11 protein-coding genes and 1 riboswitch are annotated in these 14,561 nt (G+C 50.5%); of the genes, 8 read left to right on the forward strand and 3 right to left on the reverse strand.

Features of this window, described 5'->3' with window-relative positions; all coding sequences use genetic code 11:
* Positions 1 to 98 precede the first annotated feature (98 nt).
* The 7 genes from Q7J88_RS13265 to Q7J88_RS13295 all read left to right on the forward strand — a co-directional run bounded on the left by Q7J88_RS13265 (position 99) and on the right by Q7J88_RS13295 (position 6,228).
* Positions 99 to 494, forward strand: a complete 396-nt coding sequence (locus Q7J88_RS13265) for a hypothetical protein (RefSeq protein WP_303722713.1) — start codon at positions 99 to 101, stop codon at positions 492 to 494.
* Positions 495 to 672: 178 nt separating this feature from the next.
* Positions 673 to 1,332 (forward strand): class I SAM-dependent methyltransferase, encoded by a 660-nt coding sequence (locus tag Q7J88_RS13270; protein ID WP_303722714.1) that lies wholly within the window; start codon positions 673 to 675, stop codon positions 1,330 to 1,332.
* A 140-nt stretch (positions 1,333 to 1,472) separates the two neighbouring features.
* On the forward strand, positions 1,473 to 2,024 hold the full coding sequence (locus Q7J88_RS13275) for a hypothetical protein (protein WP_303722715.1): 552 nt from the start codon (positions 1,473 to 1,475) through the stop codon (positions 2,022 to 2,024).
* A gap of 44 nt (positions 2,025 to 2,068) precedes the next feature.
* The gene (locus tag Q7J88_RS13280; RefSeq protein ID WP_303722716.1) at positions 2,069 to 2,431 is read left to right on the forward strand and encodes a hypothetical protein; all 363 of its coding nucleotides are present in this window, start codon (positions 2,069 to 2,071) and stop codon (positions 2,429 to 2,431) included.
* A gap of 501 nt (positions 2,432 to 2,932) precedes the next feature.
* A riboswitch (cyclic di-GMP riboswitch) is annotated at positions 2,933 to 3,011 on the forward strand.
* Positions 3,012 to 3,771: 760 nt separating this feature from the next.
* Positions 3,772 to 5,133 (forward strand): hypothetical protein, encoded by a 1,362-nt coding sequence (locus tag Q7J88_RS13285; protein WP_303722717.1) that lies wholly within the window; start codon positions 3,772 to 3,774, stop codon positions 5,131 to 5,133.
* A 47-nt stretch (positions 5,134 to 5,180) separates the two neighbouring features.
* Complete coding sequence (locus tag Q7J88_RS13290) at positions 5,181 to 5,756, forward strand: hypothetical protein (protein WP_303722718.1); 576 nt, start codon at positions 5,181 to 5,183, stop codon at positions 5,754 to 5,756.
* A 148-nt stretch (positions 5,757 to 5,904) separates the two neighbouring features.
* Positions 5,905 to 6,228: a hypothetical protein gene (locus Q7J88_RS13295; protein ID WP_303722719.1), complete on the forward strand. Its 324-nt coding sequence runs from the start codon at positions 5,905 to 5,907 to the stop codon at positions 6,226 to 6,228.
* Positions 6,229 to 6,810: 582 nt separating this feature from the next.
* On the opposite strand, the gene Q7J88_RS13300 is transcribed toward Q7J88_RS13295, so the two are convergent.
* The 3 genes from Q7J88_RS13300 to Q7J88_RS13310 all read right to left on the reverse strand — a co-directional run bounded on the left by Q7J88_RS13300 (position 6,811) and on the right by Q7J88_RS13310 (position 13,984).
* Complete coding sequence (locus Q7J88_RS13300) at positions 6,811 to 9,675, reverse strand: biotin/lipoyl-containing protein (protein WP_303722720.1); 2,865 nt, start codon at positions 9,673 to 9,675, stop codon at positions 6,811 to 6,813.
* A gap of 63 nt (positions 9,676 to 9,738) precedes the next feature.
* Positions 9,739 to 11,463, reverse strand: coding sequence for an acyl-CoA carboxylase subunit beta (locus Q7J88_RS13305; RefSeq protein WP_303722721.1), 1,725 nt, complete (start codon positions 11,461 to 11,463; stop codon positions 9,739 to 9,741).
* 688 nt (positions 11,464 to 12,151) lie between these two features.
* On the reverse strand, positions 12,152 to 13,984 hold the full coding sequence (locus Q7J88_RS13310; protein ID WP_303722722.1) for a YgiQ family radical SAM protein: 1,833 nt from the start codon (positions 13,982 to 13,984) through the stop codon (positions 12,152 to 12,154).
* Between the two features lie 335 nt (positions 13,985 to 14,319).
* On the opposite strand from Q7J88_RS13310, the gene Q7J88_RS13315 reads away from it, so the two are divergent.
* Positions 14,320 to 14,541 (forward strand): DUF4492 domain-containing protein, encoded by a 222-nt coding sequence (locus tag Q7J88_RS13315; protein ID WP_303722723.1) that lies wholly within the window; start codon positions 14,320 to 14,322, stop codon positions 14,539 to 14,541.
* Positions 14,542 to 14,561: the final 20 nt, after the last annotated feature.

The following is a 14,561-nucleotide window of genomic DNA, read 5'->3' on the forward strand; positions in this document are numbered from 1 at the left end:
TCCAAAAAGCCCCAAATGAAAAAAAATGAACACCAATTGACACCAATTAAAAGGTTGAGCGATCCGCACGCAATTCAATTAAAAAGAGAAGGAAATCAATGGAGACACTTGCAATCATCATATCTTTAGCCGCACTCGCTCTTTCAACATATACTTGGCGCCATACTGAAAGACAAAAAAGAATTGAAAAAGTTACCGTCGTCGCCGAAAGAATTAGTAATTTAAGATCCAAAATAACTAGTGCAAAACAAAAATATATTTATTTACAACCTACTGAAAAAACATCAGATGACCTTGAACTTGCAATTAAAGAATTAGAGCCTCTTGAAGAACAAACGGAAAAATACAATGACCACATTATTTCTTGGTACAAGAACCCACCAAGCCTAGAAGGAATTGAAGAATATCAAGCAATCTTGGTTAAAGGTGAAAATGAAATAATTCGTTTAATTACAAAAATATCAAATGAGTTAGACAAACAGCGTAAAGGTTGAAATGTTAATTGAAAACTAAACAAGCAGGTAACCAATCAACCGGACGGAAAACACGTCTGCGCAAATTTGAAAAACTAAACCAAATTGCAGTGGAGGCGAACCCTCGCGTCGCCGTCTGTTATCATTACCCGGTAGGTTGCAAACAAACCACTGATGGAGCGAACTCATTCGTAACGCAATGGAAAAAGTGGCGTTGAGAGCTGTTTATAACCGTGTCGCTAGGCGATACGATTTTCAACACGCATTCTTCACAGCCGGATCGGATCAGCGCGGGCGCTGCATGTTGGTGGAGAACGCGGTTAGCCGTGGCAACAGGATTCTTGATTGTGGTTCTGGCACCGGTTCGACTGCTTTGCTTGCTTTAGAAAAAGCCGGGCCATCTGGCAATGCCGTGCTTTTCGATATGAGCGATGGAATGTTGGCCGTTGCAAAAAAACGGATCGCCGAAGCAGGTATGAGCAATCAGGCCGAGTTCAAGACGGGTGACATGCTCTCGTTGCCGTTTGAGGACAACTGCTTCGATGTTGCTCTATCTACCTACAGTATGTGTCCGTTGTATGACCCTGCTAAGGGTGCAAGAGAACTTTATCGAGTGACTAAGCCCGGGGGGCTTATCGGTGTGGCACATTCAACCGACCCTATAAATCCAGCAGTGAAATGGATAGCGGATAGGGTTGAGAACTTGGTCTGGCATATTCCATCAATTTCCCTTGGATGTCGGTCAGTGTCTGTTTTGCCTTCGCTGGAACAGGTTGACTGTGAAATTATTTTTAAAAAGTATCTAGGCATACCGCTAAGGCCATTTTTAGTCTTTGTAGCAAAAAAGCCAGCAACCTAACAGACTAACCGGACGGAAAATACGTCTGTGCAAAATTGCAAAGCAAAATCGAAATTGCGGTGGTCGGAAAGCCGTTCGTCGCCGCGGTTATCATGAACCGTTGACGGATGAAATATCAGTATTATTTGGAGGGATTTGCTTTGAAAAACATGTTCTTTATTCTCATAGCAACTTTAATTTCTTTTCCTACAATTGGTGAAGCAAGCTCCTCAGAAAAAACGATTAAGGATGTTCGAATAATCAATTTCCCAAAAACTCAAAACATCGATGGATCTGTAGAAATTGAAGGTCTTATCAAACACAGCATTATTGACCGTCGTGAAAAAGTGATTATTCCACCTGCAAAACGAAGTGACACAAGTAATTTAACAGAAGCAGGGGTCCTCCACGCAGACGGTTTCACCTCCATTGTCTTGAGCATTTTGGGGGAAGCTAAAAGTGAAACATTTACGCCCGGAGACATTGGCGCAATATTGATTCCAGATGAAACAACAATCATAAGAGCATTTGCAGAAGATCAAGCAATCCTGTTTCCGCTTGAAGTCAAAACCAAAATTATTCCTGAAACTCTTCGTTATTTTGGTTCTGAATCTGAAAAGCAAACAATTGGTTTCCCTAAGTACAGAATATACTTATATAACTCGACAAATAAGAGCGTTGAAGCAAACTTATATATGTACCTAACTAACTAAAGATTCTGCCTAATAACCTGTTAGGTGCAAAAAAGGAGGGAGCCTTGGATTTGCTCTGGGAAATGTTTCAGCACGGTAAAATTTCTAAAGCAAGTAGCACAGCAGATAAAGCATCAATAGAAGTCGGGAAAGCTCAAACTAGAACATATTCCCTTGAAGCAAAACTAGATCATTTAGGATTAATCAACAGAGCAATGTGGTCTCTCCTCAAAGAAAGAACCGAATTAACAGAAAAAGACTTAATAGACCGGGTAGCCGAACTCGATATGGTAGATGGGAAAAAAGACAATAAAATTCATGATATACGGGAATGTTACGGGTGCGGAAAAGGTATCGGGCCAAAAGAAGAAAATTGTATTTATTGCGGTCTGAGCAACCCAATCACTTCGGCTTTCAATAAACTGTAAAAATGCACCTAACCTACAAATCAACGCGGACGGGAATTAGCTCTCTGCGAATTTGAAAAAACAAGGCTCTAGACTAGCAGAAACTCTCTGGTAGTCTAGAGCCAAAACAAAATCAATTGCGGTTGGGGGGCAAGCATTTCGTCGCCCGCCGGTTATCGTGAACCGTTACCACCACTGATCTCAAATTTCGTGAGTTAATCTTACGGCCCCAGACATCTGGAACACAAAATCGGCCCTTTCGCCCTGCTGTAAAATCAGCAACTTAGCGGAAGGGTCTTTTTGATACGGACTTTCTAGACGATTTAAGCGGAAATAGCTTTGTGATTACTGACAGGTAGCGATTGGAGGAGATTGATCTGTAACAGTTTTGGTGGAACAGGCTTCAATCAAGCTGATCTTGCTGATTTATGGTCCAACCGACACAATTAAATAAATATAATTTTGAGCTGGTTGATCCCACGTAAATTGGTGCTAAAAGTAAACAACATAAAAACAATAAATTTCCGATAAAGCCAAAACCCTTGTGAAAGGGGATACGGAAAGCGACTGATCTTTTTGAAAAGATAGCCGAGCTGCTGGTGGAAAAATTTCCTCATGGTATGTTCGGTTTTTTTGTTGGGCAAAAAGAAGGTTGACTCTTTGTAGTCCCCTTAGAGCGAGGGGGCGGATTGCGGATTAACGTTATGCTGAATCTTGCCAAAACAAGTAATATCCCTGGAAAAAAATGATGAAGTCATTAACAACATTTTCAAAAAATTGGAAATCCTAGGTGGCCTTGCGCTGTCCGGCTTGGTAGTTGTATAGGCAACACCTATGTTTGCGCAACCAGAAGCCCCTAGCCAATAATATTTACTGCTCGCTTAAGGTGGAGATGGTGGCAGTGGTGGCTACGCAGGGTCGCAGGGTGGACATGGGAAGGGGACTATGACCAACGAAAGAACTATGACTCAAAAATGAATTCAAGAAAAGATTGTGGACGAGGACAGGGAGTGACTTGAATCTTACTTCCCTTTAATTGAATATTTAATTCAATAAGACTCTCTTCTTCTGTTGTCCTTTACCACACGTCTTAAACTGCCACTTTTCTATCTGATCTTTATTTATATTGCCAATGAGTGAAATTGCCACGATGCCAAGTCCTTGAGGAAGGCGGCTTGTGGAAAGTGGTTTTATTCCTTCTAAGTCTTGTCATCCTTTAGGCCAACCCTAACTTAGTGATCACGAAAGGTTCTAGCCACGGAGGGTAAATTATAGAGCATAACAGCTCTAAAAAAAGGAAGGGGGACGAGATGGAAAACGATGCGAGGTACTTCGTTGAATGTCCCGAGGGTAAGTGGTCGTTGGCAGGGTTCCTGACTCTGTTGCTCGCCTTTTTGCTTGCTCTTCCGACGAATAGTGTGGCCGCCAAAGGCGGCATCCCTGGTCCCCCGACTGGAGGTGAAGCCTCGAACAACCTGTCGATGCCGGCGGTACAGACCGAGTCGGTGAACTCGATCCTGGCCAACTGGAGCACACCCACGGAGCCGGTGCTTGGCGTCCACTATTCCTATGGCTGTGATAAAGGGGAAAGCGACGGTAGTTTCAGTTACCCTAACACATCCTGCGTCGACAGCCTGTCGGATCCCACAATTTATTACGACGCCCTTGAGTGCACCGACAACGAGATGCCATCGCCCTGCGAGGGTCTTCCGGTCGAGCGGATTTATTGGCAGAAGGTGGACGTCAACGAGTGGTGGGCCGACGACGACGGGATATCTTCCGACCCGGGGTATGTTGCGTACGTGGATTGGGGTGATGCCCTCGAGGCGGTCTCCTGGAACGAGCGTTCGGTCATCCGTGTGGAAACTCAGCCTTACAGCACCCAGATTCCCGGCTTTAACCCCGTCATGAACTGTTATGATGCGGCCATTGCTGCTTCTCTGGATCCGGAAACTGCCTGTAAGGTTGGTTTCCAGATGTGGCACGTATCCGGCCAAGGGATTACCGAGCACTGGGGTGTACGGGCCAACGATGATGTGGGTGAATTGACGCCTGCAACTTCCTACAACTACGATTCGCCGTTTCAGATCATCAAAACCAACAATGCACGGCTGAACCTGACCAAGCTGGAAGCAGGGACGGCAACCTGCTCAATGCCGGGTGACAACCCCGGCGATCCTTCTCCTCTCGGTGAGGAGGGTGTTTGGACCGGTACCGAGTGGCAAGGGACCTGTACCTATTCGGACGAGCCCTATAGTGTCGAGGTAAGTGTCGGCGGAAAGTACGTCTACGGATTTAACTGGCGCATGAAGAACGTCGAGCTGGATTCGCTTTGTGCCGGATGGGAAAAGACCGGTTTCTGGCGTCTTACTTTCTATGCTCCAGAGGAAGTGATGTTCACCGATCCGGATGCCCCGAATGTTGCGCCGCCGGCGGTGCCCTCCGAGGTGCGCACCTTGCCGCGAACCGAGTTCAACACGGTCACTGTGCCCGCTCCTGAGCCGGTAGTGGCGATCTTCGCGGAGGAGGAAGAGGAAGATCCAACGGCGGATGACAGGCTCTACAGACCGGTCGTCGATACCGTCAACAACCTGACCTACCTCGACATCTGCATTGTTGGCAAGACGAAAGGCGGAGGTGGCGGTAAGCCTGGCGGTGGCGGTGGCGGTGACGGTAAGCCTGGCGGTGGCGGTAATAAAGTCAATGGACATCCAAACCAGTAAGCGACCACAACTGTATTAAATGTTTTCGGGGCAAAGGAGGATATGCCATGTGGAAACTTATTTGGGGGCTGTTCATCGGTGCAAGCTTCTGGACAGCTACTGCTGCCCTTGCACAAGTTGTCCGAGAAGACGGGGTCAGGTCGTTAGCCGGGACACTGAATACTATGTCTGACAGGTTAGATGATTATCAGTTCAAAAGTCGCGGGAATCATATTCTGTTCGTCGACCTCGATGCTGAACTCTACATTAACAAAGCCTCTCATCATGCAGAGGATACTGAACCCGCTGAAGCGGAAAATGAAGAGTCTTGCGAAGGACCGGCTCGGTTCATTCTCCAAGTCTACGATGAATACGGAAACCTGGTTTGCCATGCAGGAAAGCCGCCAAGGCCGGGATGGGAAACCGATCCACGGATGGCTTGCCTGCTGAACGAAGAGGGGACTTATTTGCTGCGAGTTGGTTTGAAAAATGAAGAGGACTCAACATCAGGGATCTCTGTGGAGGAGAAAATTTTTCCTTATCTCTTATCGGTATCGCTCAGAGCTTTGGCAACCGATGGAAGTCCATCAAACATGAATAATGCGCTAGCGGAAAGCCGGAACAAATTTCCGGGGGGAAATTGAGCGTGATTGAAGCCTCGAAAGGTAATCTGTCATGAAAGGAGAATGGAAGATGGAGATGCCAGGAAGATTTTTCAAGGGCTTGATAAGTTTAACGCTATTTGCATTTGTTTTTATTTGGTCATCGTCTTTTTCTACCGTGTCCATCGCGATGGGAGCAGATGTACTGACACTTGCCAAGGCCGGTGAGGGGAATGGTGGCGGTAATGCGGGAGGCTCTGGGGGAGGCGGAAGTGATGCCAGCGGCAATGAGGGGGCTGGTGGTAACGGGTTGGGAACAACGTCTATGAACCAAGAACAAACCCAGCTACATGAACAACAGCAAGTGCGGACTCAAGATCAAATTCGTAAACAATTACAGGATCCAGATCGGGATCGGGACCAGGATCGGGACCAGGATCGGGACCAGGATCGGGACCAGGATCGGGACCAGGATCGGGACCAGGATCGGGACCAGGATCGGGACCAGGATTGACCAGGATCGGGACCAGGATCGGGACCAGGATTGATCAAAGAGGAGTCTTTGAATAAATCAATTGTGAAAAGAGATTCATTGGAGCGGCTATTTTGTAGTCGTCTTTGGAGAGGGATGTCTGTCGCCGAGAAGGTAAATTTGCTGATTGAACTTGATTCATTTAGCTGGAACAATCTTGTTGAGAAAGGAGATACACTTTCTTGCAACAAGCCAGTTCATTAAATCGCTAATAGCCATTGGTACGGCTAAACCCGAAATTCGGATCAAATGTATTGACATAACGATGCCCCGGCATTGCCTGAGGCTTCGTTATGTCCGCGTCTCAAAACTTGTGAGTTTTTGAAGGGTCGCCACCTCGCATGAAATGGGGTGGCGGTTTTGCGTCATAATCGGTGGCGGGCTTCACAGCATAATGGGTGGCCGCATTCGACCATAATATGCACCCAATGGCGGAGAGAGTAAGCAAACCGCAGCCACAACATATTGTGGCTGGTGGAGACAACTGCATACCCCAGAAAATAAAAAAAGGGCCCCGAAAAACTGGAGCCCTAAGGAATAACAGTAGAATTTAATAACTTCGATTTAGAAGACGGCCTGCAGATATTCGCCGGTAATCTGCTGTTTCTGCTTGGCCAATTCCCTTGGATCGACCTCGACGAACTTCTCGTCTGGCGTGACTTTGAACAGCGGTTGTCCCTTCTGGACAATGGTCCCGTCGCCGCCTTCGATGAGAATTCTGTCGATAGTGCCGGAGAAGGGTGCCGGTACCTTGTTGAACATCTTCATGACTTCGAGGATGAACAGCGGTTGTCCCTTTTCGAAGTGCATCCCCTCGGTGACGAACGGCGGCATGCCCGGTGCTTCCTGCGCATAATACATGCCCCCGCCTGGGGTGACTATTTCGTCGGCCTTTGTTGCTGGTGGCGGCACCAGAACCTTCTTCATTGCAGCTTGCAGTTCTGGATCGTGCAAATAATCCGGAATGGTGACTTCCAGGTCTGCTTCAACAGTGAGGTCGTAGAAGTCTGTCTTTATGGCGACTAGGCAGAGCAGGCCGAGCAGTTCGTTGCCGATTTCGTAGCCGATGTGAGCGGACTGAATCTGCGCCCATGTTTCCTTGTCGTAACCACCCTGTGGCTTGGATTTACAGAGGATGTCGTTCAGTTTGACGAACTCTTCTTTTTCAACTCCGAACTTTACGCGCAGCTCTGCGTAGAAGGTCAGCGCACTGTTCAGCAGGTCGCGGTCGTGCGTCCAGATGACCTCGGCGGCCGGAGCACTTTCACTCCAAGACATGTTGAGGTACTCATAGGTCTCTTCAAGTATGACCAACGGGTTGCGCAGCCATACAACCTTACCGTTCTTGATCTTGAAGTTGTTCTTGTTCAGGCTCAGCCAGCCGGAGAGCATGTGCGGATCGGCAAGGAGCTTTTCCATCGGCCGTGTCAACAGGGTACCCTTGCGATCGAGGGTTTCCGAAACCGCCTTGGCTGCTTCGGCATCATCAGCGTACTGCTTGGCGTAGTGTTTCTTCATTGACAGGAACGCGTAGACGATGTCCAGTTTCTGCGCTTCTTCTTTCAGTTTGCCAACCAGAGTCAGGTAGGGGACGACGAAGCGGGTGGTCGGCTTGGCCATAACGTTGTTGCCGATGAACCAGTTACACAGTCCGTAGTGGAACTCCAAGTTGGTCGCCAAGTTGCTACCACGCAGTACGGTGTTGCGCAGAACTTTCGAGAGATGCTCGTAGCTTGCGAACCGGTCCTCTCCCTTGGTTAGCAGTAGTGCAATGTTGGAGTCGTAGGCTCCGGCAAGATGATAGCGCATAAACAGACCAGTGTCCGGATTGGTGGTGCAGATCCCCTGATCGTCACGAATTTCGCCTTCGATCGGTTTTGACCAGTAGCGGATGTAGCCGCCGGCACTTGGGGAGAGCGAACAGTCGGTCGCATTGAGACGCGCTTCTGCAGCAGCACCAAAGCGGGGAATCCGCTCCGGTTTTGGCAGACGCTCTTTGTGCATGGCGAGCAGGGCCATCGCCTCGACCAGAGACTCGACGATGAAGTAGTCATTCTTGTTTTTCGGGTTGACGAACTTGAGGCTGTAGACCAATTCGGTAACCCGGTGCTCGACCTGAATCCGGGTGTTCACCTCCATGAAGTAGTGACGATCACCGTCGACGATACACTCGAAGGTCGAAGCGGAGTCGAGACGGACGGCCGCGCCGAAACGCTCCGACTGCTCTTCCATGGCTCTGAGGACTTTTAGGTCGGACTCGAGGGCTTTCTGCTGAGCCTTGTTTTTGGATTTCTTGGCCTTGTCAATCTCCAATGTCAAGGCTTCTTGGGTGACCGAGATTTCTAGCAACTTCTGCTCGTGCATCTGCAGCGAGCAGTCCCGGCCGCCGAGAGCAATGCACCACTCGCCGTTACCGAGCAGCTGGATTTCGTTGTGGCGGGTCTGCTCGATGTTCAGCTCGATCAGCACGTTCTTGTTGTCGCCGATGCCATTGGCTTTGACCTCGTTGAGGATTTCGCGAACCAGGCCAGGTGCGTCAGCGGCAGCTTCCTTGATCTGCTTGTCGCTCGGCTTTTTGTTCATCAGCAGTGAGGCGCCAAGAATCCGCTGCCCCTTGCCACCGCCGCCGCCGATCGCCTTCAGGCGAATCCGAGCGCCGGGGTAGTTTTTGAACATGTCAGCGCATTCCGCCTCAACCTGAGCACAGAGTTCTTCGACGGAGAAGAGATCGATCCCTTTGTCGTAGGAGGCGAAGAGGATTTTGTCGGCCAACTCTTCCAGCGACATCTTGCCATTATCCTTGAGTTCCAGATCTTCAGCCTTGGCGAGGGAAAGGAGTTGCTCGCGGGTTTTATGCTTTTTCAGCAGGGTGCGGGCGGTGACGTTGTCGATACCGGGGGTGACCGAAACCTTCACCTCAAGAGCAGTCCGCTTGGCTTCGTCTTTTTTGCCCGCTGCGCGCTGGGTAGCGGAGCAGGGGCCGATGAACTTGAGCCCGGCATCTTCGATCGCGGCGACGAACTCGTCGTCTTCGGCCATGAAGCCGTAACCAGCGAAAATCGAGTCATAGCCGTTGTCCTTGGCGATGTCGATGATCTGCTGAATCCGTTCAACCCGCTCTTCTTTGGAGGCGCCGGTATAGTCGGGCACCCGGTGGACGCGGCTGTTATCGGTCAGCTGGCGAAGCTCCGGGGAGAGGGCATTCGGATAGACGATCGAGTCTTTTTCCGAGAGCAGGATACCGTAGTGAGAGATCCCCATCTCTTCGTAAACATCCATCGCCTCTTTACGGATCGGGCCACGGCAAACGATCAGCGGCTTGAGGTCTTCACAGCTGAAAGAACGAACCCATTCGGACGACGCCTGGCTGAGGCGACGGTCCTTATGGATCAACGGATTGTTTGCATAAAGGTCTGTATTTTGTGCCATCGGCTTAATCTCCACGTTTAATTGTGTCGTGCGGTATTTCATCAGATGTCCCTCAATTTCTGTTTAATGGAATTCGCGCTGGACGTCCTGCCATGCGGACGGCTTGTAGTGGCGCAGGAAGAAGTTGAGGTTCTCGCCGAGGACCTTACGCAGGTCGGTCGGCATGACCAGCGAGGAGATCGAACCGAGAGCCAGACCTTCTTTCGGGTTCATCAGTTCTTTCTCGTAACGGGTGTTAAGCGCTGCTTCTTCGTTCTTGAGCCACTCGGCAGCTTCTTTCTCCGCATCGCGTGTGGCATCGTCGCCGTCCATGCCTGCCTTGACCCGCTCCTGAACGCCTTCAGCAATACGCTGCTTGATGGCACCGCGAACCTTGCGCAGCTCGTTCTTGTAGACGAACTCCTTGCCGGCCGGTCCCATAACCGCCAGGCGGGTGGTCGGCAGGGCCAGCACCAGGTCGGCGCCGGTCGGGTAGTTGTTGTAGGAAGCGTAGGCACCGCCGTAAGCGTTACGCAGGATCAGCAGAATACGCGGGGTGCGGACATCGACGATCGAATCGAGCATCGAGCGGCCGGCCTGGACGATACCGCGGGCTTCCTGCTCGCGGCCCGGTAGGAAGCCGGTGGTGTCTTCCATGAAGATCAGTGGGATGTTGTAGATGTTGCAGAAGCGGACGAAACGGGCGATTTTAAGTGCCGAGTCACAGTCGATCTGGCCGGAAGCGACCGCCGAGTTGTTGGCGACAAAACCGACCACGTTGCCACCAACACGTCCGAAGGCGGTAATCGCTTCACGGGAGCGGGTTGGTTGCAGTTCGAAGTAATCGCCGTGGTCACAGATTTGCTGGATGATGATCGACACGTCGAACGGGGTGTTGAAGCCGGTCGGCGAGTTGAAGGCCTTCTTCAGCAGGGTGTTGATCTCCCAGGTTTTGCGGTCGATCGGATCGCTGGTTTCCTGGAAGGGGGCCATGCTGTAGTTGTTGTCCGGCAGGTAACTGAGCAGGCGAACTGCGGTGCGCAGCGCTGCGGTTTCATCGGCCACGGCCAGGTCGGTAACGCCGGAGGCGCTGTGGACCTTCGGCCCACCCAACTCTTCAGGGGTGATGTCCTCACCGAGGACCGACTTGACGACGCCCGGGCCGGTCAGGCCGAAAAAGGTTTCTTCCGGCTGGATGACGAAGCTGCCCTGCCGCGGCAGGTAGGAACCGCCACCGGCATTGAAGCCGAACATGCACATAACCGAGGGGACCACACCGCTGATTTTGCGCAGGGCGGTGAAGGCCTCTGCGTAACCGTCAAGACCGCCGACCCCGGCCGGGACGAAGGCGCCAGCCGAGTCGTTCATGCCGATCAGCGGAATCCCTTTCTCACCGGCCATATACATCAAGCGGGCCAGTTTCTGGCCGTTGGTGGCGTCGATGGAACCGGCGCGGACGGTGAAGTCATGACCGTAGAGTGCGACGTCGCGGCCGTTGATGTTGAGGATGCCGGTGACCAGCGAGGCACCGTCGAGGTTTTTACCCCAGTTCTGGAACAGGATGTTCGGTTCGCTTTCGGTAAGCACCTTGATCCGCTCCCAGACGGTCATCCGCTTTTTGAAGTGCTGCTTTTCGATCTGGCCGACCGCCACCGATTTGATCGGTCGCTCAATCAGGTCATGACCTTCTTTCATGACCTCTTCATAGCCGCCGGTCTGGCCGGCGATTTCACCGGGAATGGTGAATTCAACTTCTTCCGCTGCTGCGAGAGGGTTCTGTAGCGAGGGTTTGATTGTTGTTTTTGACATCTCGGTCATTCCTTTGCGTCTTTTGGAATTGATTTCCGGCCCGAATTGGATCTTGGTGAGAGCCGGATGAATTTTCTGATGACAGACGAATTATCTAAATTGTTTGGTACTGATTCGATTTAAATAACAAGGCAACTTAAAACGCTGTTTTTTGCACAGGTAACCAAACAAAAAATAGGCGAAATTGTCAAGAGAAATTTTATTTAGGATAAAAAATTACAGGTTTAGTTTAAGCGTCGATTTTGGTTGAATTGATGGTTTTTAATTTTCTGGCTTTGTAAATTCGAGGCAGCAGTAAATTTGCCGGGCAATTTTTTCGAAGCTTTCTATCTTGCTGAAAATATTTAATAAAAATTTAGGTGTGTTTTTTTTCTGTCATTTCCACGGCAGAAAAGATCAGACCTTTTGACCAAAAAGGCATGTTAAAAACAGCCTGAGTAAAAAAAAAACACAAAATTATACTCAGAGTAAAAAATACCTCTTAAGGGAAAGGTTGAAAATAGACGATGTTTGATCGGTTGCAAACTTGAGCATTTCATTGGGCGATATTTACTGCTTTGTGGAACGAGGTATACGTTTGGGTGGCGGGTTGTCGGAACAGGGTTTTTGTTCGTTATTTACTTTGCTAATGTTTTTGGGTCGAAAGTGGTACAAAGCTTCGCTACTTATGCTGACGAAGAGGAGTCGCTCATCTTTTACTGCGTTTACGGCGTTGGCTTTTCCTGGTTGCTGATTTGCGTGGTGAGCGCGGTGGGCGTTTATCAAAAAGTTGCTGCGCTACGTCTTCCCGGCCACAAATTCTCAACGCATCAAGGATGTCCGGCTTCGCTTCCGGTTTGTGATACAGCAGCAGGGCTTTTTGCAGGCGTTTTTCCTTTGCGGTGCGTGGAACATGCAGTCGTTCGCCGCTAAAGGGATCTTTGCCGGTGTGGTAGATGCAGGTAGCTAGGCTTCCCGGTGTGGGGGTGAAATCCTGCACCTGCTCGACTTTCAGGTTGTGGCGTTGCAGATAGAGGGCAACCTCGACCATATCTTCCAGCGTGCAGCCGGGGTGGCCGCTGATCAGGTACGGGACAATCGCCTGGCGCAGGCCGAGCTGTCTGCTGCGCAGGCGAAATCTTTCCAGAAAGTCGGTGAACAGTCTGGCGCCCGGCTTGCGCATTATCGCGGCGACCCGGTCGCTGGTCGACTCCGGGGCAACTTTCAGCAACCCGCCGATATGGTGCTGTAGCAGCTCGTCAAAGTAGTCCTGCTGAAACTGCAGCAGATCATAGCGAATTCCCGATGCGACAAAGATGTGCTTGATCTTTTCCTGGCTGCGTATTTTACGCAGCAGGCGGACCGCTCTTTTGTCATCAGTGCGCAAGTTTGTGCATACGGTTGGATAAAGACAGCTGCTGCGCCGGCAACTCCGCTCCGCAGCCGGGTTGTTGCAGCCGAGGCCGTACATGTTGGCGGTTGGCCCGCCGACATCGCTCAGGGTGCCGCGGAAGTCCTGCTGTTCCGCCAGTTGGTCAATCTCTGCCAGGATGGAACCTTCCGAGCGGGACTGGATGGTTTTCCCCTGATGGTGGGTGATGGCGCAAAAAGCGCAGCCGCCGAAGCAGCCGCGATGGCTGGTGATCGAATTGCGAATCTGTTCGAAAGCCGGAATCTTTTCCGTGTAGCCGGGGTGCGGCAGACGGGTAAAGGGGAGGGCGTAGCACCGGTCCAGCTCCGCTTCGCCAAGCGGTAGCGCGGGCGGATTGACGGAGAGCATCCGGTTGCCATGCAACTGCACCAGTGGTTTGCCAGTGAAAGGATTTTGCTGCTCGCTCAGCAGCTTGAACATCCGGTTGTAGGTATCCGCATCTGTGCTGACCTCTTCAAACCCGGGTAGCTCAATCGCTCCCTCAGGGCGGTCTTTGCTTAGAATCGCTGTTCCACGAATACCGGTGATCTGCTTGATCTCCTCTCCCGCCGCCAAGCGGTGCGTCAATTCGAGCAGTGCTGTTTCCGCCATCCCGTAAAGCAGCAGGTCGGCTTTGCTGTCGACTAAGATCGAGCGACGTACCTTGTCATCCCAATAGTCGTAATGAGCAAAACGGCGCAGGCTGGCTTCGATGCCGCCGATAATTGTCGGTAATCCCTTGAAAGCTCCTTTGACTGCAGCGGTATAGGCAATGATGGCCCGATTAGGTCGTTTGCCGGCGATTCCGCCCGGGGTGTAGGCATCATCATGACGGATTTTTTTTGCCGCCGTGTAGTGGTTGACCATCGAGTCCATCGCCCCGGCAGAGATGGCCGCGAACAGTCGCGGCCGACCCATCACTTTGAACGCTTCAGGGTTATTCCAGTCGGGTTGGGCCAAGATGCCGACTCGGAAACCTTCAGCTTCCAGCAGCCGCGCCAATAGCGAGGTACCGAAAGCCGGGTGGTCGATGTAGGCATCGCCGGTGACGAACAGTACATCCAGTTCCTCCCAGTTGCGGGCCTGCATTTCTTTACGGTCGGTTGGCAGGAACTTTTTTGTGAATTTCATTATTGAAGTGCTCAATGCGTTTTCTTCTTATTCAGAGAACAAATTTAGATCAGAACTCAATAGCACAGATTTACTTTGCGGTGTCATTTTTGTCCGCTAGAGAGAGGCAGAAATCCCGCTGGGGGATGGGGCTTGAGGGGTGAACCAGAGCGCTTTGTTCGACAATATTCATCTCGTCCTTTATAAAAACAGCAATATAAACAAGGTGTTGTGGCCGACTTAAAATATTACCAGATCCGTCATAATTTTCTTGACTTCCGATCATTTGCGTGTAAATTATTACCATGTCGGATAGATTTTGTTGCTGAATAAAAAAAAATCAAAACGGATCTTCAATGTTTAACAAAGCTTTTCATCTGTACTACGACGGTTTCCGCTCGATGGCCCTTGGCCGTACGCTGTGGAAGCTGGTCCTGATTAAACTGTTTATTATGTTTGCAATCTTGAAGACATTCTTTTTCCCCGATTTTTTGGCGACGAATTTTTCAACGGATGCGGAACGCGCTGATTACGTTTTACAGAACCTGACCCGGATTGAGTCGGATTCGAATCGCTAAAGACAGCGCTTCAGATTATT

This window comes from Malonomonas rubra (genome assembly GCF_003247215.1).
GTDB lineage: Bacteria > Desulfobacterota > Desulfuromonadia > Desulfuromonadales > Geopsychrobacteraceae > Malonomonas > Malonomonas rubra_A.

What these genes read in the sequence shown, in the direction of transcription:
- Q7J88_RS13270 (WP_303722714.1), top strand. Translation starts at nt 673, where the DNA reads ATGGAAAAAGTGGCGTTGAGAGCTGTTTATAACCGTGTCGCTAGGCGA.
- Q7J88_RS13295 (WP_303722719.1), top strand. Translation starts at nt 5,905, where the DNA reads ATGGGAGCAGATGTACTGACACTTGCCAAGGCCGGTGAGGGGAATGGT.
- Q7J88_RS13310 (WP_303722722.1), bottom strand. Translation starts at nt 13,984, where the DNA reads ATGAAATTCACAAAAAAGTTCCTGCCAACCGACCGTAAAGAAATGCAG.
- Q7J88_RS13290 (WP_303722718.1), top strand. Translation starts at nt 5,181, where the DNA reads ATGTGGAAACTTATTTGGGGGCTGTTCATCGGTGCAAGCTTCTGGACA.
- Q7J88_RS13305 (WP_303722721.1), bottom strand. Translation starts at nt 11,463, where the DNA reads ATGTCAAAAACAACAATCAAACCCTCGCTACAGAACCCTCTCGCAGCA.
- Q7J88_RS13315 (WP_303722723.1), top strand. Translation starts at nt 14,320, where the DNA reads ATGTTTAACAAAGCTTTTCATCTGTACTACGACGGTTTCCGCTCGATG.
- Q7J88_RS13300 (WP_303722720.1), bottom strand. Translation starts at nt 9,675, where the DNA reads ATGGCACAAAATACAGACCTTTATGCAAACAATCCGTTGATCCATAAG.
- Q7J88_RS13265 (WP_303722713.1), top strand. Translation starts at nt 99, where the DNA reads ATGGAGACACTTGCAATCATCATATCTTTAGCCGCACTCGCTCTTTCA.